This is a genomic window from Achromobacter sp. ESBL13, from assembly GCF_036668755.1.
Lineage (GTDB): Bacteria > Pseudomonadota > Gammaproteobacteria > Burkholderiales > Burkholderiaceae_B > Achromobacter.
On the sequence record NZ_JAZEVT010000001.1, the window covers coordinates 865,963 to 890,229 of the forward strand.

General features: G+C 63.6%; 23 protein-coding genes. 13 read left to right on the forward strand and 10 right to left on the reverse strand.

The annotated features are described in order from the left end of the window. Positions 1-6: 6 nt before the first annotated feature. From V6F88_RS04000 to V6F88_RS04010, 3 genes are read right to left on the reverse strand one after another with little or no spacing between them, the layout of a single operon-like run. Positions 7-972: a Bug family tripartite tricarboxylate transporter substrate binding protein gene (locus tag V6F88_RS04000; protein WP_332608073.1), complete on the reverse strand. Its 966-nt coding sequence runs from the start codon at positions 970-972 to the stop codon at positions 7-9. Between the two features lie 43 nt (positions 973-1,015). Continuing rightward, positions 1,016-1,402, reverse strand: coding sequence for an AtuA-related protein (locus tag V6F88_RS04005; protein ID WP_332608074.1), 387 nt, complete (start codon positions 1,400-1,402; stop codon positions 1,016-1,018). Further along, a complete protein-coding gene (locus V6F88_RS04010) occupies positions 1,399-2,757 on the reverse strand; it encodes an acyclic terpene utilization AtuA family protein (protein ID WP_332608075.1) in 1,359 nt (452 codons plus the stop codon). Before V6F88_RS04010 ends, V6F88_RS04005 begins: the two co-directional genes overlap by 4 nt. A gap of 96 nt (positions 2,758-2,853) precedes the next feature. Between V6F88_RS04010 and V6F88_RS04015 the strand changes: the two genes are divergently transcribed. The 5 genes from V6F88_RS04015 (at position 2,854) to V6F88_RS04035 (ending at position 8,137) form a co-directional block, all read left to right on the forward strand. Further along, on the forward strand, positions 2,854-3,768 hold the full coding sequence (locus V6F88_RS04015; RefSeq protein ID WP_332608076.1) for a LysR family transcriptional regulator: 915 nt from the start codon (positions 2,854-2,856) through the stop codon (positions 3,766-3,768). Positions 3,769-3,877: 109 nt separating this feature from the next. Then, positions 3,878-4,264 (forward strand): Rid family detoxifying hydrolase, encoded by a 387-nt coding sequence (locus V6F88_RS04020; protein ID WP_046804923.1) that lies wholly within the window; start codon positions 3,878-3,880, stop codon positions 4,262-4,264. A gap of 39 nt (positions 4,265-4,303) precedes the next feature. After that, the gene (recG, locus tag V6F88_RS04025) at positions 4,304-6,394 is read left to right on the forward strand and encodes an ATP-dependent DNA helicase RecG (protein WP_332608077.1); all 2,091 of its coding nucleotides are present in this window, start codon (positions 4,304-4,306) and stop codon (positions 6,392-6,394) included. Between the two features lie 81 nt (positions 6,395-6,475). Then, positions 6,476-7,426, forward strand: coding sequence for a LysR substrate-binding domain-containing protein (locus tag V6F88_RS04030; RefSeq protein WP_046804921.1), 951 nt, complete (start codon positions 6,476-6,478; stop codon positions 7,424-7,426). A 210-nt stretch (positions 7,427-7,636) separates the two neighbouring features. Further along, positions 7,637-8,137: a Dps family protein gene (locus V6F88_RS04035; RefSeq protein WP_046804920.1), complete on the forward strand. Its 501-nt coding sequence runs from the start codon at positions 7,637-7,639 to the stop codon at positions 8,135-8,137. Between the two features lie 170 nt (positions 8,138-8,307). Here the strand turns inward: V6F88_RS04035 and V6F88_RS04040 are convergent, their stop codons facing one another. Beyond that, positions 8,308-8,904, reverse strand: coding sequence for an RBBP9/YdeN family alpha/beta hydrolase (locus V6F88_RS04040; RefSeq protein WP_120157478.1), 597 nt, complete (start codon positions 8,902-8,904; stop codon positions 8,308-8,310). Positions 8,905-9,275: 371 nt separating this feature from the next. Here V6F88_RS04040 and V6F88_RS04045 point away from each other — a divergent pair, with 371 nt between their 5' ends. Next, positions 9,276-10,403, forward strand: coding sequence for a branched-chain amino acid ABC transporter substrate-binding protein (locus V6F88_RS04045; protein WP_332608078.1), 1,128 nt, complete (start codon positions 9,276-9,278; stop codon positions 10,401-10,403). Between the two features lie 167 nt (positions 10,404-10,570). On the opposite strand, the gene V6F88_RS04050 is transcribed toward V6F88_RS04045, so the two are convergent. The 4 genes from V6F88_RS04050 to ugpB form a co-directional block, all read right to left on the reverse strand. Continuing rightward, the gene (locus V6F88_RS04050; protein WP_332608079.1) at positions 10,571-11,659 is read right to left on the reverse strand and encodes a sn-glycerol-3-phosphate import ATP-binding protein UgpC; all 1,089 of its coding nucleotides are present in this window, start codon (positions 11,657-11,659) and stop codon (positions 10,571-10,573) included. 49 nt (positions 11,660-11,708) lie between these two features. After that, positions 11,709-12,560, reverse strand: a complete 852-nt coding sequence (ugpE, locus tag V6F88_RS04055) for a sn-glycerol-3-phosphate ABC transporter permease UgpE (protein WP_046806305.1) — start codon at positions 12,558-12,560, stop codon at positions 11,709-11,711. A 21-nt stretch (positions 12,561-12,581) separates the two neighbouring features. Further along, positions 12,582-13,463: a sn-glycerol-3-phosphate ABC transporter permease UgpA gene (ugpA, locus tag V6F88_RS04060; protein ID WP_046806304.1), complete on the reverse strand. Its 882-nt coding sequence runs from the start codon at positions 13,461-13,463 to the stop codon at positions 12,582-12,584. 199 nt (positions 13,464-13,662) lie between these two features. Next, the gene (ugpB, locus tag V6F88_RS04065) at positions 13,663-14,976 is read right to left on the reverse strand and encodes a sn-glycerol-3-phosphate ABC transporter substrate-binding protein UgpB (protein WP_332608080.1); all 1,314 of its coding nucleotides are present in this window, start codon (positions 14,974-14,976) and stop codon (positions 13,663-13,665) included. Between the two features lie 193 nt (positions 14,977-15,169). On the opposite strand from ugpB, the gene proC reads away from it, so the two are divergent. The 7 genes from proC (at position 15,170) to V6F88_RS04100 (ending at position 21,959) form a co-directional block, all read left to right on the forward strand. Next, positions 15,170-16,003 carry a pyrroline-5-carboxylate reductase gene (proC, locus tag V6F88_RS04070; RefSeq protein WP_332608081.1) on the forward strand — a complete coding sequence of 278 codons (834 nt, stop codon included), beginning with the start codon at positions 15,170-15,172 and terminating at the stop codon, positions 16,001-16,003. Then, the gene (locus V6F88_RS04075) at positions 16,000-16,554 is read left to right on the forward strand and encodes a queuosine precursor transporter (protein ID WP_332608082.1); all 555 of its coding nucleotides are present in this window, start codon (positions 16,000-16,002) and stop codon (positions 16,552-16,554) included. The genes proC and V6F88_RS04075 overlap by 4 nt, the downstream gene beginning before the upstream one ends. Before the next feature lie 472 nt (positions 16,555-17,026). Further along, entirely contained in the window at positions 17,027-18,142 is a 1,116-nt protein-coding gene (locus tag V6F88_RS04080) for a high-affinity branched-chain amino acid ABC transporter substrate-binding protein (RefSeq protein ID WP_332608083.1), read from the forward strand. A 190-nt stretch (positions 18,143-18,332) separates the two neighbouring features. Next, positions 18,333-19,259 carry a high-affinity branched-chain amino acid ABC transporter permease LivH gene (gene livH, locus V6F88_RS04085; RefSeq protein WP_050728699.1) on the forward strand — a complete coding sequence of 309 codons (927 nt, stop codon included), beginning with the start codon at positions 18,333-18,335 and terminating at the stop codon, positions 19,257-19,259. Then, positions 19,259-20,494: a high-affinity branched-chain amino acid ABC transporter permease LivM gene (locus V6F88_RS04090; RefSeq protein ID WP_162941207.1), complete on the forward strand. Its 1,236-nt coding sequence runs from the start codon at positions 19,259-19,261 to the stop codon at positions 20,492-20,494. Before livH ends, V6F88_RS04090 begins: the two co-directional genes overlap by 1 nt. Further along, on the forward strand, positions 20,491-21,258 hold the full coding sequence (livG, locus tag V6F88_RS04095; protein ID WP_332608084.1) for a high-affinity branched-chain amino acid ABC transporter ATP-binding protein LivG: 768 nt from the start codon (positions 20,491-20,493) through the stop codon (positions 21,256-21,258). Before V6F88_RS04090 ends, livG begins: the two co-directional genes overlap by 4 nt. Then, positions 21,258-21,959 (forward strand): ABC transporter ATP-binding protein, encoded by a 702-nt coding sequence (locus V6F88_RS04100; RefSeq protein WP_314355651.1) that lies wholly within the window; start codon positions 21,258-21,260, stop codon positions 21,957-21,959. The genes livG and V6F88_RS04100 overlap by 1 nt, the downstream gene beginning before the upstream one ends. Before the next feature lie 77 nt (positions 21,960-22,036). Here the strand turns inward: V6F88_RS04100 and V6F88_RS04105 are convergent, their stop codons facing one another. Next, entirely contained in the window at positions 22,037-22,780 is a 744-nt protein-coding gene (locus V6F88_RS04105; protein ID WP_332608085.1) for an aspartate/glutamate racemase family protein, read from the reverse strand. A gap of 1 nt (position 22,781) precedes the next feature. After that, positions 22,782-24,263, reverse strand: coding sequence for an N-acyl-D-amino-acid deacylase family protein (locus tag V6F88_RS04110; RefSeq protein ID WP_332608086.1), 1,482 nt, complete (start codon positions 24,261-24,263; stop codon positions 22,782-22,784). Between the last annotated feature and the right edge of the window lie 4 nt (positions 24,264-24,267).

Sequence of the window (24,267 nt, forward strand, 5' to 3'; positions counted from 1 at the left end):
CGGGGATCATTCCGGCTGAATGCCGGCCTTCTTGATGATGTCGCCCCATTTCTTCGATTCGGCTTGCTGGAACGTGGCCAGTTCGTCCGGCGTGGACGTGGCGGCGTCCGTGCCCGTCTGCGCGTAGAACTGCTGCGCCGGCTTGGTCTTGGTGGCCTTGACCAGCAGTTCATTCAGACGCTTGACGACATCGGGCGGCGTGCCCGCCGGCGCATAGGCGGCGAACCAATAGCCCATTTCGTAACCCGGCACACCGGCTTCGGCAATCGTCGGCACGTCGGGCGCCAGCGGCGAACGCGCGGTGCCCGTCACGCCCAGGGCGCGCAATTTACCCGACTTGACCTGCGGCAGGCCGGTAGCGGTGTCGGTGATCATCATGTCGATCTGGCCGCCCAGCAGGTCAGTGACCGCCAGCGGGTTGCTCTTGTACGGCACATGCAGCAGCTGCACGCCCGCCATTTGCTGCAACAGTTCGCCCGCGATCCGGCTGCTGGAGCTGCCGCTGCCGAAACTCAGCTTGCCCGGCGACTTCTTCGCTTGCGCCAGGAAGTCGGCCACGGTCTTGGCCTGCGAATTCGGGTTCACCACCATGATCTGGCCGCCTTTGCCTAACAACGAGATCGGGGCAAAGTCCTTGACCGGCTGGTAGGTCAGCGATTTGTACAGGTGTTCGTTGGCGGCGTGGGTGGTGTTGGTGGTGATCAGCACCGTATAGCCGTCAGGCGCGGCCCGCGCGCCCGCCGCGGCGCCAATCATAGCGCTGGCGCCCGGCTTGTTTTCAATGACGACCGCCTGACCGGTCTGCTCGGTGACACCCTGGCCGATTGCACGGCCGATCTGGTCCGTGGCGCTGCCGGCCGCGAAGGGCACGATGAACGTGATCGGCTTGGTGGGGAACGACTGGGCCAGCGCGGTCAAGGGCAGGGCGGCGGCCAGCAACAAGGCCAGACGGCCCTTCGATGAAATTCGCATGTTGTGTCTCCTGGGGTGCTTTTTTTTATAAGGGATGGAAAAATCAGGCGGCCGCGGGGCGGTCACCGGGTACGTCTGGCAGCCGGCGTGCCAGTTCAGGGCTGACCTCCACCGTCAGGTCCAGTAATCGAAAAGACAGGCTCTTGCCGTGCGTGTCCAGGTTCAGGGCATCGTTTACACCGCCGTCCAGCACGCCTTCCAGCACGAAATTCATGGCGTGCAGTGTCGGCAGCAGATAGCGCGTGACGCGGGCGGGGTGGCGATACGCAAACCACTCGGCCACGCGCGCGTCGGTCACCTGGGACACCAGCACGTCGTAGCATTCCGGGTCCCAGGCGATCAGGCTCAGGTTTGAGATGTCGCCCTTGTCGCCCGAACGGCTATGGGCCAGGCGGTACAGCGGCACGGCCTGCATGGGGGATGTGGTCATGGCGCGATGGCCTCCAGAAATGTCCAGCCGCTGTGCACGGCATCGCGGGCAATGGTGCAAGACACCATGTTCAGACGCGGACGCAACGCGGTGCGCACCCCGCCGCCGCCGGCCGGGCCGCAGGTGTACAGCGCGGTCACTTCGCGCAGGATGCGTTCGGCTTGGGCGCGATCGGCGTGTTCGCCGGCCAGGCGCAGGCGCACGTCGCGCGCGTGCGAATCGGGCAGCGAGCGCCGCATTTCACCGGCGTCATCGCCCAGGATGCTGATTGCGCCGATCAGGTCGGCGCGCAGCGTAAAGCCGGATCCAAGCCGTTTCTGCACGATGTCCGCAGCCAGGCGCGCGCGCGCTTCCGCTTGCACGCCCGCGTAGGAAATCTCGGCTTCGGCCAACCAGCCGCCTCGGTAGCAGACGTTGACCTTGAGCTCGTCCGGGCGGGCGTGCCCGGTAATACCTTGCACGGCGACGCGGTTGCCCCCCAGTTCCACAACGCGTGCCTGACTCAAGTCCGCCACCACATCAGGCGTCAGGTAACGCGCCGGGTCGTGAACTTCGTACAGCAGTTGTTCCTTTACCGTGCGGGCGTCCACCGCTCCGCCCGTGCCGTCCGCCTTGCTGATGACGAATTCGCCGTCGGCATGGATCTGGGCAATCGGAAAGCCCGCCGCGTGCACGTCGGGCACTTCTTTCAGACCGGGCACGCAGAAATAGCCGCCCGTCACTTGCAAGCCGCATTCCAGCATGTGGCCGGCCATGGTGGCGCGACCCAGCCGGGGCCAGTCCGCCGCGTCCCAGCCGAAGTGGGCCAGGGCGGGGCCCAGCGTCAACGAAGGGTCCGCCACGCGGCCCGCCACGACGATCTGGGCCCCGGCCACCAACGCTTGGGCGATTTCGGTGGCGCCCAGATAGGCGGTGGCGCTGACGACATCGTGTCCCGCCAGCGCGTCGCCCAACCGTTCTTGCAGCACCGCACGTTGTTCCGGCGTGTTCAACGCATCGCCGTAGACGACCGCGATGCGCGGCGTGGGCAGGCCCTGTTCGCGCGCAATGGTGGCAATGCGCCGGGCAGCGGCTTCCGGGTTGGCCGCGCCAAAGTTGCTGACGATGTTGATGCCGTGGCGCAGGCAGTCGGCCAACACGGGCGACACCAGTTCGTCCAGCAGCGGCTCGTAGCCGCGATTCGGGTCGTCATTGCGCGCCAGTTGCGCCAGCGCCAGCGTGCGCTCGGCCAGCGTTTCGAAGATCAGTGTGCCGCCGCCCTGGGCGGCCAGCGTGCGCACAACGGCGGCGGCGCCGTCGCTGCGGTCACCGGAAAAGCCAGAGGCGCAGCCGATAAGCAGGGGAGATTGAGGCATAGGGGGTCCAGTCGGGCCTTGCGATTTCAAGCCACTATAGGCATGCGCCCATCATCAGTAAAATAGAAAAATCGGATCAATTGATAGAGAAAGCCCATGAATCTATCTGCCCGCCAGCTGCGCGCGTTTGTCGCCTTGGCCGACGAACGCCATTTCACGCGCGCAGCCCAGCGCTGCCACCTGACGCAGCCGGCGTTCAGCGCCCTGATCCGGCAGCTGGAAGACAGCGCCGGCCTGCGGCTGTTCGACCGCAATACCCGCCACGTTGAATTGACCGCCGAAGGGCGGGTGCTGGACGCTTCTGCCCGCCGCCTGCTGGCGGACATGGACCTGGTCATGGAAGACATGCGCGACCATGCCGCGCGTCGACGCGGCCGGGTGGCGTTGGCCGCGCTGCCGTCGCTGGCGGCGGGCTGGTTGCCGGGCTTGCTGGCGCGTTTTGGGCAAGCGCACCCCGGTATCGTGGTGGATCTGCGCGATGCCTTGCTGGACCCGTGCCTGGACATGGTGCAAAGCGGGCAGGTGGATTTCGCCCTGGCGTCGCGGCGTGCCGACATGACCGATCTGGACAGCGAATTCCTGCATGCCGATCGCTACTTTTTGGTGTGCCGGGCAGACCACCCGCTGGCGGCCCAGCCCCGTGTCCGGCTGCGGGATATCGCAAAATTTCCCGTCATCCAGCTTGCACGCGGCAGCAGTGTGCGCAAACATCTGGACGAAGCGTTCGGTGCCGACGCGCCCTTGCCGGTGTTTGAAGTGGAGCATCTGGCCACCGTGACCGGCCTGGTGCGCGCCGGCCTGGGCGTATCCGTTGTGCCGGCCATGACGCTTTTTCACTTTGCCAGCAATGACTTGCGCGTGGTGCCGCTGGCCGGTCGCGCGTTGACCCGGCCGCTGTACCTGGTGCAGCGCCGCGGCCGCAGCCTGTCGGTTGCGGCGCAAGCGCTAGCCGACTTGCTCATCGCGCATCGAGGCGATATCGGCGGGGCGGGCCATCAGCCGTCCGCATGAAACCGGATTTCGTCCCTGCCTGCGTCATCCGGCCACTTTCGCAAATGTCTATTGCTGGATAAACTTCGATAGTTGTAGCTTTCTATCCGTCAACCGAAGGATTCCGCCCATGAGCAAGCAAATCATCCATACCGACGCAGCGCCCGCCGCCGTTGGCCCTTACTCGCAAGCGGTTGCCGTTACCGGCACCAAGACTGTCTACTTGTCGGGCCAGATCGGCCTGGAGCCGGGCACGGGCGATCTGGTCTCTGAGAACTTCGACGCGCAAGTGCGTCAGGCCTTTGCCAACATGCAGGCCGTCATCACCGAGGCCGGCGGTACGCTGGACAACGTCGTCAAGCTGACCTTGTTCCTGACCGACCTGGGCAAATTCACCGCCGCCAATTCCATCATGGCCGAGATCATTCCGCAGCCGTTCCCGGCACGCTCGACCATTGGCGTGGCCAGCCTGCCCAAGGGCGCGCAGTTTGAAGTCGAAGCCATCATGGTTCTGTAAGGCGCACCCGTACGCTGCATCCCAGGGGTTCGTTTCTTGATGCCGGCCGCGGCCGTGGCTTCCAAGCGAACCGGCGCCGATAAAAACGGCGCCGGCAAACCGATGACGGATACCGAACGCAAGCTTCGGAATCTGGGTTTGGTGCTGCCCGAGGACTTCGTGCTGCATCTGCCACTGCGCTACGAAGACGAAACCCGGGTTGTCCCCATCAGCGCCTTGCGGCCCGGTTATGCCGGGCAGGTTGAAGGCGAGATCACCAAGTCCGAGGTCCAGTACCGGCCTCGGCGCCAACTTACCGCCACGCTGGCGGACGAGACTGGCGAAATTCAATTGCGCTGGCTGAACTTCTACCCCAGCCAGCAAAAGCAGATCAGCGTGGGCAAGCGCCTGCGCGCCCGGGGCGAAGTGCGCAGCAATCTGTTCGGGCGCCAGATGGTGCACCCGCGCATGACCAATGCCGACGCGCCGTTGCCCACGGCACTGACGCCCGTGTATCCCACCACCGAAGGCCTGCCGCAACTGACGTTGCGTCGCGCCATCGCCCAGGCGCTGGACCGCGCCGACCTGTCCGACACCTTGCCGCCCGAAGCGCTTGAACGCTACGACCTGCCGCCGTTCGAGCCCGCCATTCGTGCGCTGCACACCCCCGCGCAAGGCGAATCGGAACAGGCGCTGCTGGACCGCGTGCATCCCGCGTGGCGGCGCATCAAGTTCGATGAACTGCTGGCGCAGCAGCTGTCGCTGGCCGCCGCGCGCGCGGCCCGCCGCATCAAAGAAGCGGAATCGCTGCCCGTGCGCAATGAGCCGGGCGGCCTGGTCGCCAAGCTGTACGCGAATCTGCCTTTCAAACTGACCGCCGCCCAAGAGCGCGTGGTGCAGGAAATTTCGGCCGATCTGGCCAAGCCCTATCCCATGCACCGCCTGCTGCAAGGCGACGTGGGCAGCGGCAAAACCGTCGTCGCCGCCATTGCCGCCGCGCAGGCCATCGCGGGCGGGGCGCAGGTTGCGCTGATGGCCCCCACAGAAATCCTGGCCGAGCAGCACTTCCACAAGCTGGTGTCGTGGTTGCAGCCGTTGGGGGTGAACGTCGCGTGGCTTAGTGGCAGCCTTACGGCCAAGGCGCGCCGCGAAGCCGCCGCCGCCGCGGCTGACGGCAGCGTGCAACTGGTCGTCGGCACCCAGGCCATTATTCAAGACCACGTTGAATTTCATCGGCTGGGTCTATCTATCGTTGACGAGCAGCATCGCTTTGGCGTGGGGCAACGCCTGGCCCTGACCAAAAAGGGCGAAACCGTGCGCGGCCGCATCGTGCCGCACCAGCTCAACATGAGCGCCACGCCCATTCCGCGCACGCTGGCCATGACGTTCTTTGCAGACCTGGACGTGTCCGTCATCGACGAACTTCCCCCCGGCCGCACCCCCGTGTTGACCAAGCTGGTGTCGGACGCGCGGCGCGAAGAAGTCATCGCCCACGTCGCCCAGGCGGCTCGCGGCGGCCAGCAAGTGTATTGGGTGTGTCCGCTGGTTGAAGAAAGCGAAGCGCTGGAATTGCAAACCGCCGTGGACACCTACGAAGGCATGCGGGTCGACCTTCCCGACTTGCGCATCGGCCTGGTTCACGGCCGCTTGCCGCAAGCGGAAAAGGCCGCCGTCATGCAGGCATTTCGCGAAGGCGAAGTGGACCTGCTTGTCGCCACCACCGTCATCGAAGTGGGCGTGGACGTGCCCAACGCCTCGTTGATGGTCATTGAACACGCCGAACGTTTCGGGCTGGCGCAGCTGCACCAGCTGCGCGGGCGGGTAGGGCGCGGCACCGCTGAATCGGTCTGTGTGCTGCTGTACCAGACCCCGTTGTCCCAGGTTGCGCGCGAACGTCTGCGTGCCATGTTCGAGACGTCCGACGGCTTTGAAATTGCCCGACGCGACCTGGAACAGCGCGGCCCCGGCGAATTCCTGGGCACGCGCCAATCGGGCATGGCGCTGCTGCGCTTTGCCGACCTGGAAACCGATGCCTCTATCGCGGAAGACGCGCGTGAGGCCGCGGTGTGGTTGCGCGCCGAGCATCCCGGTGCCGTCCAGGCGCACCTGGCCCGCTGGATGCGCGGCCGCGAAGACTTCCTGCGGACCTGATGCGATGCGGCCCGTCCTATACCTGACTCATTCAAGCGCCGGCCCTAAGGCCCGCGCGTAACTCCGGGGGCGCAGTCCACCATGACTCTCACCGAACTCAAGTACATCGTCGCCGTTGCGCGTGAACGCCATTTCGGGCGGGCCGCCGAAGCCTGTTTCGTCAGCCAGCCGACGCTGTCGGTTGCGATACGCAAGCTGGAAGACGAGCTGGGCGTGACGCTGTTCGAACGCGGCGGCGCCGAAGTCGGTGTTACCCCCATCGGCCAACGCATCGTCGCGCAGGCGCAGAAAGTACTGGAAGAAAGCGCCAGCATCAAAGAGATCGCGCGGCAAGGCCACGACCCGCTGGCCGGGCCGTTGCGCGTCGGCGTCATCCATACCATCGGCCCGTATTTACTGCCCAAGCTCGTCCCCGTGCAAATCGGCCGCACGCCGCAGATGCCTTTGCTGCTGCAAGAGAACTTCACCGTGCGTCTGGTGGAACTGCTGCGCCAGGGCGAAATCGACTGCGCCATCATGGCGCTGCCGCTGCCCGAGGCCGGGTTGGTCATGCAGCCGTTGTACGACGAACCCTTCATCGTCGCGGTACCCAATGACCACGAACTGGCGCAAAGAAAATCCATCGACGCGCAGGACCTGAAGCAGCAGACCATGCTGCTGCTGGGCAGCGGCCATTGCTTTCGCGACCAGGTGCTGGAGGTCTGTCCGGAACTGTCACGGTTCTCGGCGGCCAGCGATGGCATCCAGCGCACCTTCGAGGGCTCGTCGCTGGAGACGATCCGCCACATGGTGGCCGCAGGCATCGGCGTGACCGTGTTGCCGATCACCGCCGTCCCCGAGCATCCGCCCAGCAACAGCCTGCTGCGCTATCTTCCGTTCGACGGCCATGTGCCCGAACGCCGCGTCGTCCTGGCATGGCGCCGCAGCTTCCCGCGCCTGGCCGCCATCGAAGCCTTGGCGCAAGCGGTGTACGAATGCGAGTTGCCGGGCGTCAAGATGCTGTCTGACGAAGCGGCGGCGGTGCAGGACTGATCTTTTGTCTGGCGCCGTGCCCGCGTCGCCGCGTTACCGCCTTACCGCCGTAGCGCCGTAGCGCCGTAGCGCCTTCCGCGGCCTCTTGCGGCACGTTTGCGCAGGGTCAAAGCGGCGGCCCGCAAGCCCTTGTTTTATGCGGGTTGCCCGCCAATTCATCATCTTTGCAGTGGTATCCTTCTTTCGTACTTTTCCTAATAGGAGCTAGCAATGGCCAAGTCCCCCAAGAAGACCCCGAGCGTTCCGCGCATCAACATCGGCATTTCGGACAAGGACCGCGCGGCCGTCGCCGGCGAATTGTCCAAGCTGCTGGCCGACTCGTACACGCTGTACCTGATGACGCACAACTTCCACTGGAACGTCACGGGGCCCATGTTCAACACGCTGCACCAGATGTTCATGACGCAGTACACGGAAGAGTGGACCGCGCTGGACAGCATCGCTGAACGCATCCGCGCCCTGGGCCACTACGCGCCGGGCACGTACCGCGAATATTCGAAGCTGTCGTCGATTGCCGAACCGGAAACCGTGCCGGAAGCGCTGGAAATGGTGCGCCTTTTGGTTAGCGGCAATGAGTCGGTCGCCAAGACGGCACGTTCGGCGTTTGAGAAGGCCGACGCGGCTAACGACCAGCCCACGGCGGATCTGCTGACGCAGCGTCTTGATGTGCATGAAAAGAATGCATGGATGCTGCGGAGCTTGCTGCAGTAAGCTCCACATCGGATCTCTTGGGGATTTGATCGGACGGACACAGCCGTCCAGCGAATCCGACAAGAGCCGAATCGGGACCAGAAACGGCCGCCTCGTGGCGGCCGTGTCCATTCTGTGCTGCTTGGTTACGTGGCTTTTCGGCGCACCACCTACGTCCACAAAGGGCAAATTCAAAATATCCCACACGCTGGCACCGGCGGGATTCTCTTCGCCGGCGTCGGGATCCTCCAGGACGCCCGGCGTCTCAGCGCCCCAAAAATCTTCAGCCCCTGCGGCCATTCCTCCAGGCCGCTTTCCGCGTTGATATGCCCCGCACCTGAAAGCACCACGACCCGGCTGCCCCAATCCTCGGCAAACTTGCGCGCGCGTTCCAATCGGCAGTAGGGATCGTCGTCGCTGGCCACAACCACGCTCTGAAAGGGCAGGGGTTGGCGGGGGATAGGTGCGAAGGCGCGCAGGCAGGCGGGGGCGTCGGGGCGTTCGACGTCGGCGGGGGCGACCAGCAGCGCGCCGGCGACTTTGGCGCGTAGGGGGATGGGCAGGGAGGCGCTGATCAGGCAGCCCAGGCTGTGGGCGACCAGCAGGACGGGGCTGCGCGCGCGGTCGACTTCGGCGGCCAGCGTGGACACCCATTCGGCGGGCGACGGGTTTTCCCAGTCGCGTTGTTCGATGCGCACGGCGTGGGGCAGCGTGGCTGCCCAGCGGGATTGCCAGTGCTCGGGTCCGGAGTTTTTCCATCCGGGGACGATGATCGGTTGGAGTCTCATGGCGGCCATCTTGCCGCGCGGCGCTTGTAACTCAAACGAATAAATCGTCTTTTGCATATACCGCACCGGGTATAAGGCCAGGCCAGCCCGGAATGCGGCCTGCCTGTCCGACGTAGACCTACCGGAAGGCAGCCCTTCCTATCAAACGTAGCCCGGGCCGGAGCCGGCGCCGCGTATCGAAGAAGGCTTTGCACGATGCGGCACCATTGCGCCCGAACCCCGCCGGAAGTCGGGCCAGATGGGCATAAAAGCCGCATTTTTTCGGTGTATGCTTGCCGTGCAAAAGCACCGTGGCGGGGCGTGAACTTATCGGTATCCGGCGTCCGCCCGCTACGAAAACCAATGATTAAAGCGATTAAAGGAGTCCACTCATGAAGCCAGTATTTCGTCTGACCCCGGTCATCGCGGCGCTGGGAGTCGCCGCTGGCCTGACGTTTGCCGCGGGAGCGCACGCGCAAACCATCAAGATTGGCGTGGTCGGCCCCACCACGGGCGCCGTTACGCAATATGGCGACATGGTCCGCGAAGGGGTGGATACCGCCATTGAACGCATCAACGCCGCGGGCGGCGTCAACGGCAAGAAGCTGGAAGCGGTGGTGATCGACGACGGCTGCGAGCCCAAGCAGGGTCCGGTTGCCGCGAACCGCGTCGTGAACAGCAAGATCGGCTTCGTGGTCGGTCACGTGTGCTCGGGCGCGACCATCGCCGCGGCTGACGTCTATAACAACGAAGGCGTGGTCATGGTGACGCCGTCGGCCACGGCGCCCGCGGTCACTGACGGCAAGAACTACGAGTTCATCTTCCGCACCATCGGCCGCGATGACCAGCAAGGTCCCGCCGCCGCGAAGTTCGTGCTGGAAAAAATCAAGCCGAAAAAGGCCGCCGTGCTGCACGACAAGCAGTCGTATGGCCAGGGCATTGCCACCGCCGTCAAGAACGACCTGGAAAAGGGCGGCGTGCCCGTCGCGATTTTTGAAGGCGTCAATGCCGGCGACAGCGACTACTCGGCCGTCATCACCAAGCTTAAGGCCCAAGGCGTGGACTTCGTCTACTACGGCGGCTACCACCCGGAAATGGGGCTGTTGCTGCGCCAGGCCGCCGAGCAAGGCGTGAAGGCCAAGTGGATGGGTCCGGAAGGCGCGGGCAACCCGGACATCAACGCCATTGCCGGCGATGCCGTCGAAGGCATGTTGCTGACCTTGCCGGCCGACTTCACCCAGAATGCCGCCAACGCGGACATCGTGAAGGCGTTTGAAGCCAAGAAGCGCAACGCCGGTGGCGCGTTCCAGATGACGGCCTACACCGCGACCCAGGTCATTGCGGACGGCATCAAGGGCGCCGGCAGCGACGACCCGACCAAGGTTGCCAAGTACCTGCACGCCAATTCCTTCGACACGCCGATCGGCAAGGTGTCGTGGAACAAGCAGGGCGACCTGACGAACTTCCAGTTCGAGGTCTTCACCTGGCACAAGGACGGTTCCAAGACCGTCTATAAGTAATACCCGGCAAGTAATACCGGGCAGTCATGCGCGGGCGGGCGCAAGCCCGCCGCTGCATAAGAAAACGGACCGCAAGCCATAAGGCGTGCGGTCCGTTTTTTATTGCCGGGCAGGCGGTGGACGCGGCGGCCGGATGGCCGGCCGGGGGGGCGCGCCCGCCGATAGGCTTACAGCCCTTGTACGCGGCGACCGGTGTCGGCTTCGAACCAGTGCAGCGGGTGGCGGCCGTCCGGGCCGACGTTGACGCGGTTACCCACCTTGGCGGACGACTCGGACAATTGGCGCGTCGTGCAGCGCACGACCAGCGTGCTCTTGCCGCAGCGGCAATGCACCAGCTGTTCCGAACCTAGCGTTTCGACCATCTCAACTTCGGCCGGCACGCCTTGCGTATTCAGCAGCATGTGTTCCGGACGCATGCCCATGATGATCTTGCGGCCGCGCACCTGCGCCGGCACTTGCAACGGCGAGATCTCCAGCGGCGTGCCGTCGGCCGTCTGCACGGTACCGTCGCCTGCCACCTGTACTTCCATCAAGTTCATCGGGGGCGAGCCGATGAAGCCGGCCACAAACGTCGAGGCGGGCTTTTCGAACACTTCCATCGGCGTGCCGATCTGCTCGGGCACGCCTTGGTACATGACGATCATGCGGTGCGCCAGGGTCATGGCTTCGACCTGATCGTGCGTCACGTACAGGCTGGTCGTGCCCAGGCGGCGGTGCAGCTTCATGATTTCAAGGCGCATCGCCACGCGCAGCTTGGCGTCCAGGTTCGACAGCGGTTCGTCAAAAAGGAAGACCTTGGGTTCACGCACGATGGCGCGGCCCATGGCAACGCGCTGGCGCTGGCCGCCGGACAGCGCACGGGGGCGGCGGTCCAGCAGGTGGCCCAGTTCAAGAATCTGCGCGGCGATGTCCACGCGCTTCTTGATCTCGTCCTTGGAGAATTTACGGATCTTCAAGCCATAGGCCATGTTTTCAAACACGGTCATGTGCGGGTAGAGCGCGTAGTTCTGGAACACCATCGCGATGTCGCGTTCGGCGGGTTCCAGGTTGTTGACGACCTTGTCGTCGATGATGATGTCGCCGCTGGTCACGGTTTCCAGGCCGGCAACCATGCGCATCAGCGTGGATTTGCCGCAGCCGGACGGGCCGACGATGACGATGAATTCGCCATCTTTGACATCCATGTCGATGCCATGGATGACCGGCACGTTGCCGGCATAGGTTTTCTTGACGTTACGGAAGCTGAGAGTAGCCATGTTTATTCGTGTTCGGAGTCGTGTTCGGGTAGGCGAGGGCGGGCAAGCGTCACTTTTCAGTGTCGACCAGACCCTTGACGAACCATTTCTGCATCAGGATGACGACGAGCGCCGGCGGAATCATGGCCAGCATGGCGGTGGCCATGGTGATGTTCCATTCGGTCACGCTGTCGCCGCCGCTGATCATCCGCTTGATGCCGATGACGACGGGGTACATGTCTTCCTGCGTGGTGATGAGCAGCGGCCACAGGTATTGGTTCCAGCCGTAGATGAACTGGATCACGAACAGGGCGGCGATGCTGGTCTTGGACAGCGGCAGCAGGACGTCGAAGAAAAACCGCACGGGGCCCGCGCCATCGATGCGCGCGGCTTCGATGAGCTCGTCCGGCACCGTCAGGAAGAACTGGCGGAACAGGAAGGTGGCGGTGGCCGAGGCGATCAGCGGCAGCGTCAGGCCGGCGTAGCTGTTCAGCAGACCCAGGTCGGCCACGACTTTATAGGTGGGTGCGATCCGGACTTCGACGGGCAGCATCAGCGTGACGAAGATCATCCAGAAAAAGAACATGCGGCCGGGGAAGCGAAAGTACACGACCGCGAATGCCGACAGCAGCGAGATCGCGATCTTGCCGATGGAAATCGACAGCGCCATGATCAGGCTGACGTACATCATGCGGCCGACGGGCGCGCCCGACGAACCGCCGGACGAGCCGCCAAACAGCGCCTGCATGTAGTTATCGACGAAGTGCGGGCCGGGAATCAGGGACATCGGCGCTTGCGCCACTTCCTGGGCAGTCTGCGTAGACGCCACGAAAGTGATGTAAAGCGGGAATGCCACCATCGCCACGCCGCAGAGCAGAATGAAGTGGGCCAGAATATCCAGCCAGGGACGGCGTTCAACCATTGTTATTAGCCTCGAACAAAATCAATACTGCACTTTGCGGTCGACGTAGCGGAACTGTACGACCGTCAAGGCAACCACAATGAACATCAAGATGACCGACTGGGCAGCGGACGACCCCAGGTCCAGGCCACGGAAGCCGTCGCTGTACACCTTGTAGACCAGGATCGAGGTCGACGTGCCCGGACCGCCTTGCGTCGTGGTGTCCACAACGGCGAAGGTGTCGAAGAAGGCATAGATGATGTTGACCACCAGCAGGAAGAACGTGGTGGGCGACAGCAGCGGGAACACGATGCTCCAGAAGCGGCGCGCCGGGCTGGCGCCGTCGATCGCGGCGGCTTCGATGAGCGAGCGCGGAATCGATTGCAGGCCTGCCAGGAAAAACAGGAAGTTGTACGAGATCTGTTTCCAGACGGCGGCGACAAGCACCAGCATCATGGCCTGGTTGCCATCCAGGCGCGGGTTCCAGTCCACGCCGGACTTGCGCAGCGCGACAGCCAGAATGCCCACGGAAGGCGAAAACATGAACAGCCACAGCACGCCGACCACGGCGGGCGCCACGGCGTAGGGCCAGATCAGAAGGGTCTTGTAGAGTCCCGCGCCGCGAATCACGCGGTCGGCCATGACGGCCAGCAGCAGGGACACGCCCAGACCCACAACGGCCACCAGCACCGAGAACACGGCGGTGACACGGAAGGAATCAAGGTAGGCCTGTTGCGAGAACAGTTCCATGAAGTTGTCGAGGCCGACGAACTCGGACGACAAACCGAAGGCGTCTTCCAACCGCATGGATTGCCACATGGCTTGTCCGGCGGGCAGGAAAAAGAAGACCACGGTAATGATCAACTGCGGCAGAAGCAGCAGATAGGGCAGGGTCTTATGCCCGAATACAACGCGTTTTTCCATAGGGGGTACCCAAGGTACAGAAAAGCGGCGGTTGGATTAACCGCCGCTTGAAACCGCTTTCATAAAAATACGATAGGCTTAAAGCCCTAAAAAAACCAGGGCTTTAAGCCTTGCGCTCGTATCCGGATTGGCCGTTAAGTCATTGTCACGCTTGAGAAATGCGCGAAGGCAATCGCCTGACGGAATCCCGGAAAGGGCGCTACTTTACACTCTTCTCGAACTTTTCCAGCAACTCGTTGCCGCGCTTGACGATGTTCTCGGCGCCGTCCTTGGCCGCAACCTTGCCGGACACGATGCGTTCGATTTCAGCGTCTTCGATTTCACGGATCTGCGGCAGGAAGCCCAGGCGCAGGCCACGCGATTGCGCGGTGGTTTCAACGTTCAGCTGCTTCACGCCGACTTCGGTGCCCGGATTCTTGTCATAGAAGCCGTCTTTCTTGGTCAGTTCGTAGGCGGCCTTGGTGACCGGCACGTAGCCGGTCTGCTGGTGCCAGCGAGCGGCGATTTCCGGGCTGGCCAGGAACTTGAAGAACGCGGTCACGCCCTTGTAGGTTTCCGGCTTCTTGTTGGCGAAGACCCACAGCGAAGCGCCGCCGATGATGGTGTTCTGCGGGGCGCCTTGCACGTCGGCGTAGTAAGGCACGGTGGAGGTGCCGAATTCGAACTTGGCGTTCTTGGCGATGTTGGCGCGCAGGCCGGACGAACCGGTGATCATGGCGCACTTGCCGCTGATGAACAGCGAGTTCGGCTCGTCGCCGCGGCCGCCGTACATGAAGATGCCTTCCTTGCCCAGCTTGGCCAGGTTTTCCAGATGGCGCACGTGCAGCGGGGTGTTGATCGCGATGCGGGCGTCCAGGCCACCGAAGCCGTTGTCCTTGGTGGCGTACGGCACGTTATGCCAGGCCGAGAACGTTTCCAGCTGGACCCACGAGGGCCACGACGTGGTGTAGCCGCATTCCTGGCCGGCGGCCTTCAGCTTCTGACCGGCGGCGGCCAGCTCTTCCCAGGTCTTGGGCGGCTTGTCGGCGTCCAGGCCGGCCTTCTTGAAGGCGTCCTTGTTGTAGTAGAAGACAACAGTCGAGCTGTTGAAGGGCATCGACACCAGCTTGCCGTCGGCCGACGAGTAGTAGCCGGCCACGGCGCCGATGAATTCCTTCGGATCGATCGGGTTGCCGACTTCTTCCGACATCTGCTGGACCGGCTTGATGGCGCCCTTGGCGTACATCATCGTGGCGGTGCCGACTTCGAACACTTGCAGGATGTCCGGCGCATTGCCGGCGCGGAACGCGGCGATGCCGGCATTCATGGATTCGCCGTAGTTGCCCTTGTAGATCGCCTTGACCTGGTAGTCAGGGTTCTTCTTGTTGAACTCGTCAACCAGACCGTTGACGCGGTCGCCCAGGGCGCCTTCCATCGAGTGCCAGAACTGGATCTCGGTGGCGGCATGCGCGGACGCGCCCGCGAACGCGGCCATGACGGCAGCGAAGGTTAAAGCAATACGGTGTGATCGCATGGTGAAGTTCCTCCTGATGGGCGTGTTGTGACCGGGTTGTCCGGACACGGAAAACACGACACCTTATGAATTGTTTGTGACAAAACCGTGACTTTCACATCACTCCAAACGCCTGTCAAATTGCGCGTTTGAGGCGCGAACGAACATTTTCTTTTTTCTCCCCAACGGAGTTGACCGATTACAATGCTGCGCTATGAAAAACGAACTTTCGATTGCGTTCATTGGCGGCGGCAATATGGCGGCCGCTTTGGCCTCGGGTCTGGCTGGCAAAGTATGCCCCGCCGGGAACATCCATGTCATTGACATTAATAAGGATAGCCACGCGGCGTGGCAGGCGCGCGGCATGACCACCGCGGTGGCTCCCGACGAGGCCCTGGCGCGGTGCCGCGTTTGGGTGTTCGCGGTCAAGCCACAGAACATGAAAGATGTTGTGGCTTCCACACGTCAGTGGCTTCGGGACGACACCTTGGTGGTAAGCGTGGCCGCCGGCATTCGCGCGGACACGCTGGCCGGCTGGCTGGGCACGCCCGACGCGCCGTTCAAGCGGCTGGTGCGCTGCATGCCGAATACGCCCGCGCTGGTGGGCGCCGGCATGACGGGCCTGGCCGCGCTGGACGGCGTGGGTGAGGCCGACCGCGAACTGGCTGCGCAGTTGCTCTCCAGCGTGGGCCAGGTGGTGTGGGTGGCCGACGACGCCGCGCTGGACGGCGTGACCGCCTTGTCGGGCAGCGGGCCGGCCTATGTATTCCTGTTTCTGGAAGCGCTGGTGGCTGGCGGCTTGAAGGTCGGCCTGACCGAAGCGCAAGCCAAGCAGTTGGCCTTGGGCACGCTGGCCGGCGCGACCCAGCTTGCGGCGGAATCTGACGAACCCTTATCGGTACTGCGCGAACGCGTCACGTCCAAGGGCGGCACCACGGCGGCGGCGCTGGCGGCATTCGGTGCGGCCGGCTTCACCGGCATCGTCGAAGACGCCATGGCCGCCGCGGCCCGGCGGTCGGGCGAGCTGGCAGAGGAATTCGGGAAATGAGCAAGGCAAGCCGGGGCTTTCCCGCCATGAGCCGCACGCAATTCGGCATCGCCGTGTTGTGCATGCTGCTGGTGGTGGTGGGCTCCAACATTCTGGTGCAGGTGCCGCTTAACGACTGGTTGACGTGGGGCGGGCTGTCGTACCCCATCGCCTTCCTGGTGACCGACGTGCTGAACCGCCGCTTTGGCCCCGGTGCCGCGCGGCGCGTGGTCTGGTTCGGCTTTGCGGCGGCCCTGGTGGTCTCGTTCTGGGTGGCGTCGCCGCGTATTGCGCTGGCGTCCGGGCTGGCCTACATCTGCGCGCAGCTGATTGACATCCAGGTGTTTGACCGTTTGCGCGACCAGCGTTGGTGGCGCGCGCCGCTGGTGTCGGGCGTGCTGGGTGCCATTCTGGATACGGTGGTGTTCTTCAGCGTGGCGTTCGCCGCCACGGGTGCGCCCTGGACGACCTGGCTGATGGGCGATCTGGCCATCAAGCTGGTGGTCAATATCAGCATGTTGGCGCCGTTCCGTGCGCTGATGTGGAACCTGGCCCGGCCGGCCAACGCCTGACGGCGGCGGCCTGGATCTCAGCGTCGGCACGACGCTTTAAAAAAAGCGCGTATGGATGGCGGTTCCCCCGCTTGCCATACGCGCTTTTTTATTAACCGGATAATCATTATTCGTAAGTCCGGCGTAAGCAGTGTATTTAAATGCGAGACCGCGCTTGATTCGAACGCTGTATTAATGATTATTCATATATCGGCGGTGGCAGCGTTGGCGCGAAGCAGCCTATATCCCGCCTGCAAATTTCGCGATTTCCCCAACAATTTCATGAGGTTGCAAAGCTGATCCGTCACGATTAAACGTTTGGCGCTAAATATTGGGGATTACACGCAGTGACAGTATGGCGGCTTGCTTCCAGAATACCGCCCACACCGTGTTTTTGCCCAAGAAGCCGGCGACGCGCGATACGGATTGCGGGGTATCCACCCGACTAACCGTTTCGATCAGAGCCGCTCAAAACCTCGCTGGAGAACTCCGCATGAAGTTTCTGAATCGCCTTACCCCGGTTGCCATGGCGCTTGGGGCACTTGCCTTGGCTGGCGCCGCGCACGCCGCCGACACGATCAAGATTGGCATTCCCCAGCCTATGACCGGCCCCAACACCCAATACGGTGACCAGATCCAGGCCGGCGCTTTGACCGCCATTGAAACCATCAACGCCAAGGGCGGGGTCAAGGGCAAGAAGCTTGAACCCATCCTGATCGACGACGGTTGCGAACCCAAGCAGGCCGTTCCGGCCGCCAACCGCGTGGTCAACTCCGGTGCCAAGTTCGCCGTGGCCCACGCTTGCTCGGGCGTGACCGTGGCCGCCGTGAAGGTCTACGAGGAAGAGGGCATTGTCGGCATCACCCCGGGCGCCACGTCGCCGCTGGTCACCGACACCATCAAGCCGCATTTCTTCTTCCGCACGATTGGCCGCGACGACCAGCAAGGCCCGTACGCCGCCGCGTACATTGCCAAGACGCTGAAGCCGCAAAAGGTTGCCGTGCTGCACGACAAGCAAACGTACGGCTCTGGCGTGGCCACACAGGTCAAGGACGCGCTGACCAAGCAGAACGTCAACGTGGCGCTGTTTGAAGGCATCAACGTTGGCGACAGCGACTACTCGGCCATCATCACCAAGCTGAAGTCGGCGGGCGTGGACCTGGTCTACTTCGGCGGCTACCACCCTGAACTGGGCCTGCTGCTGCGCCAGTCGCGCGAACAAGGCCTGAAGGTTCAGTACATGGGTCCGGAAGGCACCGCCAACCAGGACCTGGTGGCCATTGCCGGCCCGGCCATCGACGGCTTGCTGGTCACGCTGCCGGCCGACTTCACCAAGCTGCCCGGCAACGAAAGCATCGTGAAGGCCTTCAAGGACGCTAAGCGCGATCCGGACGGCGCCTTCCAGATGCCCGCGTACGCCGCCGTGCAGATCCTGGCCGACAGCATCAACGCCGTGGGCGAAGACCCCGCCAAGGTCGCGGACTACATGCACAAGACCACGTTCAATACCGGCATCGGCAAGGTCGAATACGACGCCAAGGGCGATTTGAAGAACTTCGAATTCGCCGTCTACAAGTGGGACAAGGACGGAAAGAAGACCCAGCTGTAAACTCGCGATCCCGCCGGCACGGTGCCGGCGTGTAGGGCCTGTCGTCTTCGTTGTGCCGTAATCCGCGTAGCGATGCGCCAAAAGCGCTGTGCGGCCGGCAAGCGGTGATCACAGGCCCTTATAAAATACGCCCAGGTTTCCGGCTCCGGGTCTTCTCACCGGGGCCGGAACCATTTGGAGCAAGAGAATAATGTCTGACCTCATACCCCAACTTACCCAGCAATTCTTCAACGGATTGTCTCTGGGCGCGATCTACGCGTTGATTGCCATCGGCTACACAATGGTCTACGGCATCATCGGTATGATCAACTTCGCCCACGGCGAAATCTATATGATCGGCGCCTATGTCGGCCTGGTCACCTTGACGTCCATCGGCACCAATAGCGGTCTGCCGGTGCCGTTCATCATCGCCGCCATGCTGCTTGTGGCCATTACCGTGACCGGCATCTACGGCTTCTCGGTCGAACGCGTGGCGTACCGCCCCGTACGAGGCAGCCCCCGCCTGGTGGCGCTGATTTCGGCAATCGGGATGTCGATCTTCTTGCAGAACTGGGTGGCCCTGGGCCAAGGCGCGCGCGACATGGCCGTGCCGTCGCTGGTGTCCGGCGCCGTGCAGTTCCACATGGGATCCGACTTCGACGTGACGGTGCCGTATTCGCGCATCATGATCATCGTGGTGACGGTGGTGCTGATGATCGGCCTGACGCTGTTCATCAAGTATTCCCGCATGGGCCGCGCTTCGCGCGCCTGCTCGCAAGACATGCACATGGCCAACCTGCTGGGCATCGACACCAACCGCGTGATCTCGTTCACGTTCGTGATGGGCGCGATCCTGGCGGCGGTGGGCGGTGTGCTGATCGCCATCACCATCGGCAAGCTCAACCCGTTCATCGGCTTTCTGGCCGGCATCAAGGCCTTTACGGCGGCGGTGCTGGGCGGCATCGGCAGCATCCCCGGCGCCATGCTGGGCGGCGTGTTGCTGGGCCTGGCCGAGACCTTCGCGGCTGCCTATATCTCGTCACAGTACAAGGACATCGTGGCGTTCTCGCTGCTGGTCCTGATTCTGCTGTTCCGTCCCACCGGGCTGCTGGGCAAACCTGAGGTGGAAAAAGTCTGATGTCGAAAAACAATATTAAAAACGCCACGATGGCGGCCGTGCTGACGGCGGTCATCGTTACGCCGGTGTTTGGCTTGCAACTGATTCGTCAGGGCGCGCGCACGTCGATGGAGTCGCACTGGGGCCTGGTGGCGCTTGCCGCCGCCGTGGTGTTTGTATTCCAGATGCTGCGCCCGTGGATCGCCATTCCCTTCCAGAAGCTCAAGACGGGCCTGCCGACGTTGCCGTCGGCGCCCGCCAAAAGCCACAAGGGGCTGGCGCTGCTGCTGCTTGCCATCGCCGTTATCTGGCCGTTCTTCGCGGGACGCAGCTCGGTCGACATCGCGACCCTGGTGCTGATCTACGTGATGTTGGGCCTGGGCCTGAACATCGTGGTGGGTTTTGCCGGGCTGCTGGACCTGGGCTTCGTCGGCTTTTATGCGGTGGGCGCCTACACGTACGCCTTGCTGTATCACTGGGGCGGCTGGAGCTTCTGGGAAGCACTGCCGTTCTCGGGTGCGATGGCGGCCTTGTTCGGCTTCGTGCTGGGGTTTCCGGTGCTGCGCTTGCGGGGCGATTACCTGGCCATCGTGACGCTGGGCTTCGGCGAAATGATTCGCCTGCTGCTCATCAACCTGAACACGCTGACGGGTGGCCCGGACGGCATTTCCGGCATTCCGAAGCCCACGGTATTCGGCTTGGAAATGACGCGTCGCGCCAGCACCGAAGGCGGCACCACGTTCCACGACTTTTTCGGCCTGACGTTCCAGAACCAGCACATGGTCATCTATCTGTACATGATGGCGCTGCTGCTGGCCCTGATTACATTGTTTGTCTCCACGCGTCTGATCCGCATGCCGGTCGGACGCGCCTGGGAAGCGCTGCGCGAAGATGAAATCGCGTGCCGCTCGCTGGGGCTCAACCCCACGCGCATCAAGCTGTCGGCATTCACGCTGGGGGCAACGTTCGCCGGGTTTGGCGGCGCGTTCTTCGCGGCGCGCCAAGGCATGGTGAACCCGGAATCCTTCACCTTCATCGAATCCGCGTTGATCCTGGCCATTGTGGTGCTGGGCGGCATGGGCTCGCAGGTGGGCGTGATTCTGGCGGCCATCCTGCTGACCGTGCTGCCTGAACTGGCGCGCGAGTTCGCCGAGTACCGGATGCTGATGTTCGGCTTGGTGATGGTGTTGATGATGATGTGGCGTCCGCAGGGGTTGTTGCCCATGAAGCGTCCCCACGTGGAGCTGTCTAAATGAGCGAGGCATTGCTGAAAGTATCCGGACTTACCATGCGGTTCGGCGGCCTGTTGGCCGTGGACAGCGTGGGGTTCGAAGTCCAGTCCGACGAGGTCTTCGCCATCATCGGCCCCAACGGGGCCGGCAAGACCACCGTGTTCAACTGCGTGGGCGGCTTCTATGCGCCCACGGCCGGCGACATCATCATGGACGGCAAGCCGATTACCGGTTTGCCCAGCCACAAGGTGGCGCGCCATGGCCTGGTGCGCACGTTCCAGAACGTGCGCCTGTTCAAGCAGTTGACCGTGCTGGAAAACCTGCTGGTGGCGCAGCACACGCAAGTGGAATCACGGCTGCTGCCGGGCCTGTTAAAGCTCAAGGGCTATCGACAATCGGAAGCCGAGGCGCTGTCGCGCGCGGCGCAGTGGCTGGACTTCATGGGCTTGCGCGAATTCGCCAACCGCGAGGCGGGCAACCTGGCCTATGGCCACCAGCGCCGTCTGGAAATTGCACGTTGCATGATCACCAAGCCCCGTCTGCTGATGCTGGATGAACCGGCGGCCGGCCTGAACCCTCAGGAAAAGCGGGATCTGCAATCGCTGATCGACCAGCTGCGGCGCGAGTTCGGCGTGGCGGTGCTGCTGATCGAGCACGACATGAGCCTGATCATGGGCATTTCCGACCGTATCCTGGTCATGGAACACGGCAAGCCGATCACCACCGGCACCCCCGAGCAGGTGCGCAACGACGCGCGCGTCATCAAAGCGTACCTGGGGGAGGAATGATGCTTAAGCTGGAAAACATACACACCTTTTACGGGGCCATCCAGGCGTTGAACGGCGTGTCGGTAGAGGTCAACAAAGGCGAAATCGTGACCTTGATCGGCGCCAACGGCGCGGGCAAGACGACGCTGTTGATGACGGTCTGCGGCAACCCGCGCGCGCGTGAAGGCAAGATCACGTTCGAAGGCGAGGACATCACCCGCAAGGATACGCATCACATCATGCGCAATGGGATCGCCATTTCGCCTGAAGGCCGACGCGTGTTCAAGGACCTGACCGTTGCTGAAAACCTGATGATGGGCGGCTTCTTTTCGAAGCGCGCCGAAATCGAGGAAGGCATCGACCACGTCTACGGCCTGTTTCCGCGCTTGAAAGAGCGTTCGGCCCAGCGCGCCGGGCTGATGTCAGGCGGCGAACAACAGATGCTGGCAATCGGCCGCGCACTGATGACGCGTCCGCGCCTGCTGCTGCTGGACGAGCCCACGCTGGGGTTGGCGCCGCTGGTGATTGCGCAGATTTTCGACATCATCCGCGAAATCCGCGAGCAGGGCGTGACGGTATTCCTGGTGGAACAGAACGCGAACAAGGCGCTGGGCGTGGCCGATCGCGGTTATGTGCTTGAAAACGGCCGCGTCGTGTTGCAAGACACGGGCGCCAATTTGCTGGTCAACGATCAAGTCCGCAAGGCATACCTGGGCGGATAACCATCACGTTGACGTATTCCCCGCGAAGGGAAATTCGGGCGCATCGAAAGATGCGCCTTTTTTTGCACGCGTTCCGATCAGGCCGCGATCAGCTGTTTGGCCAGATCGGCTTCGTAGTGCGCGATGGCGGCGCGCGCCAACGCGTCGATGGAGTCCGTCAGCGTCACGCCCAGACTGGCGCGCAGCGCGTGCGGTACGGCCAGCGGCAGCTCGGTGCAGCCCAACACCACGGCGTCGGCGCCGCGCGCTTTCAGGCGGGCGATGCATTCCGCGGCGGGCGCGAACGCGTCTTCCAGGCGGTTGCCTTTGACGGCGCGGATCGATCCCATGCAATAGCGTTCGACCTCGTCGTCATCCGGCACGATGCACTCGTAGCCTTGCGCCAGCAAGTGCTTCTGGTACAGGCCCAGCTTCAAGGTGGCGGCCGTGCCCATCAGGCCGATACGCCCGCCGGGCAAGCCCAGGCGGTGCAGGTCGTCGATGACGGCCTGGATGATATGCAGCACGGGCACGCCGGTAGCGGCCGCGATGTCGTGATACCAGAGGTGCGCCGTGTTGCAGGGGATGGCGATCAGCTGCGCGCCGGCCTGTTCCAGAAAGCGCACGCCTTCGACCATATGGGGCAGGGGGCTTTCGCCGCCGGCCATGTAGGCGCTGGACCGGTCGGGAATGCGGGGATCGTTGCGCAGCAGCGTGGGGATGTGCTGCTGGTCAATCGCGGCGGGCGTCAGCGCCGCCAGGCGTAGGGCAAAGGCCGCGCCGGCCATGGGACCCATACCGCCCAATACACCCAGGTAGCAGCCCTGGGAAAACGTCTTCACTTTATACACTCCGGGCTAATGCATCACCGGGCGTCAAAACCTGGCCCGGGCGTTGCGTGGTGGTCCGTTCCCCATCCCACACCTGGCGGCCATTGACCCACACCGCGTGGATGCCCTGGCTTGCCTGAATGGGAGCTGAAAAAGTGGCCACATCCGTTACCGTGGCAGGATCGAACAGCACCAGGTCAGCATGATACCCCTGGCGCAGCAGACCGCGTTCAGCGATGCCATATTGGTCAGCCGCCAGGCCGGTCATCTTGTGGATGGCGGCTTCCAGCGACAGCAGCTGCTGCTCGCGCACCATCGTGCGCAGCACATTGGTGAATGTGCCCCATTGGCGCGGGTGGGGGTGCGGATCGAACGGCAGGCCGTCCGAACCGACCATCGTCAGCGGATGCGCAAAGATGCGGTTGACGTCGGCCGGGTCCATCAAAAAGTAGATGGCGCCGGCGGGGGCCAGGCGCGCCACGGCGGCCTCATCGTCCAGGCCCAGCTCTTGCATCACGTCGCTGAAGTCGCGGCCCGTGGCTTCCGGGTAACCCTTGGACCACGTGATCATCGTGCGGCTGGCCAGCCGCGCGCGGTCCAGGCGCAGCATCGTGGACGTGGCCGGGTAGGGGTGGCAGTCCAGGCAGACGGGCTGCTTGGCGGCGGCGCGGTTGATCAGGTCCAGCGTTTCCCGCGTGCGGCCATGGTTGCGCTCGCCGGCCAGCTTGTGGTGCGAGAAGACCACGCGGCAGTCCAGTTCACGTCCGATCAGCAGCGCCTCTTCCATGGCGGGCACGATATGGTCGGCCTCGTCGCGCAGGTGAGTGGCGTACAGGCCACGACGGCCGGCGCCGTTTGCCGGCTTCAGTGGCCGGCAAACGTCGATGATTTCGTCGGTGGGGGCGGCGCTGGCGGGCGGATAGAACGTTCCAGTTGACACGCCGAAGGCGCCTGCATCCAGCGCTTCTTGCACCAGGGCGCGCATGGCGGCGCGTTCAGCATCGTCAGCGGCGCGCGTGGTGTCGTCCATCACGGCCACGCGCAAGGTCGTGTGGCCCACCAGCGCAATGACGTTCACGGCGGCGGGCGTGTCGCGCAATGCGTCCATCCACGCGCGAAACGTGCCAAAGCGGAACAGCTCTGGCGGCCCCAGCAGGTCCAGCGGCTGGGGAATGTTGTGGCGTTCAAGCGGCGCCAGGCTGATGCCGCAGTTGCCGGTCACCACCGTGGTGATGCCCTGCGACACCTTGGGCAGCATGTCGGGGTGCGCCAGCAAGTAGCCGTCATCGTGGGTGTGGGAATCGATGAAGCCCGGCGCCAGCACCTGGCCCCGGCCGTCAATCACCGGCACGCCCGCGGGGTGGGCAAAGCTGCCCACGGCCACGATGCGTTCGCCCAGCACGGCCACGTCGCCCTGGCGGGCGGGCCCGCCCGAACCGTCGATAAGCGTGGCGCCGGCCACGATGAAGTCTGCCTGCAAGGTGTGCTGCGTCATGAAG

Coding starts and splice junctions, on each gene's coding strand:
- livG (WP_332608084.1), top strand. CDS start 20,491: ATGAGCGAGGCATTGCTGAAAGTATCCGGACTTACCATGCGGTTCGGC.
- ugpA (WP_046806304.1), bottom strand. CDS start 13,463: ATGGAAAAACGCGTTGTATTCGGGCATAAGACCCTGCCCTATCTGCTG.
- V6F88_RS04015 (WP_332608076.1), top strand. CDS start 2,854: ATGAATCTATCTGCCCGCCAGCTGCGCGCGTTTGTCGCCTTGGCCGAC.
- ugpE (WP_046806305.1), bottom strand. CDS start 12,560: ATGGTTGAACGCCGTCCCTGGCTGGATATTCTGGCCCACTTCATTCTG.
- V6F88_RS04090 (WP_162941207.1), top strand. CDS start 19,259: ATGTCGAAAAACAATATTAAAAACGCCACGATGGCGGCCGTGCTGACG.
- ugpB (WP_332608080.1), bottom strand. CDS start 14,976: ATGCGATCACACCGTATTGCTTTAACCTTCGCTGCCGTCATGGCCGCG.
- recG (WP_332608077.1), top strand. CDS start 4,304: ATGCCGGCCGCGGCCGTGGCTTCCAAGCGAACCGGCGCCGATAAAAAC.
- V6F88_RS04075 (WP_332608082.1), top strand. CDS start 16,000: ATGAGCAAGGCAAGCCGGGGCTTTCCCGCCATGAGCCGCACGCAATTC.
- V6F88_RS04080 (WP_332608083.1), top strand. CDS start 17,027: ATGAAGTTTCTGAATCGCCTTACCCCGGTTGCCATGGCGCTTGGGGCA.
- V6F88_RS04045 (WP_332608078.1), top strand. CDS start 9,276: ATGAAGCCAGTATTTCGTCTGACCCCGGTCATCGCGGCGCTGGGAGTC.
- V6F88_RS04050 (WP_332608079.1), bottom strand. CDS start 11,659: ATGGCTACTCTCAGCTTCCGTAACGTCAAGAAAACCTATGCCGGCAAC.
- V6F88_RS04010 (WP_332608075.1), bottom strand. CDS start 2,757: ATGCCTCAATCTCCCCTGCTTATCGGCTGCGCCTCTGGCTTTTCCGGT.
- V6F88_RS04040 (WP_120157478.1), bottom strand. CDS start 8,904: ATGAGACTCCAACCGATCATCGTCCCCGGATGGAAAAACTCCGGACCC.
- V6F88_RS04035 (WP_046804920.1), top strand. CDS start 7,637: ATGGCCAAGTCCCCCAAGAAGACCCCGAGCGTTCCGCGCATCAACATC.
- livH (WP_050728699.1), top strand. CDS start 18,333: ATGTCTGACCTCATACCCCAACTTACCCAGCAATTCTTCAACGGATTG.
- V6F88_RS04005 (WP_332608074.1), bottom strand. CDS start 1,402: ATGACCACATCCCCCATGCAGGCCGTGCCGCTGTACCGCCTGGCCCAT.
- proC (WP_332608081.1), top strand. CDS start 15,170: ATGAAAAACGAACTTTCGATTGCGTTCATTGGCGGCGGCAATATGGCG.
- V6F88_RS04100 (WP_314355651.1), top strand. CDS start 21,258: ATGCTTAAGCTGGAAAACATACACACCTTTTACGGGGCCATCCAGGCG.
- V6F88_RS04020 (WP_046804923.1), top strand. CDS start 3,878: ATGAGCAAGCAAATCATCCATACCGACGCAGCGCCCGCCGCCGTTGGC.
- V6F88_RS04110 (WP_332608086.1), bottom strand. CDS start 24,263: ATGACGCAGCACACCTTGCAGGCAGACTTCATCGTGGCCGGCGCCACG.
- V6F88_RS04030 (WP_046804921.1), top strand. CDS start 6,476: ATGACTCTCACCGAACTCAAGTACATCGTCGCCGTTGCGCGTGAACGC.
- V6F88_RS04000 (WP_332608073.1), bottom strand. CDS start 972: ATGCGAATTTCATCGAAGGGCCGTCTGGCCTTGTTGCTGGCCGCCGCC.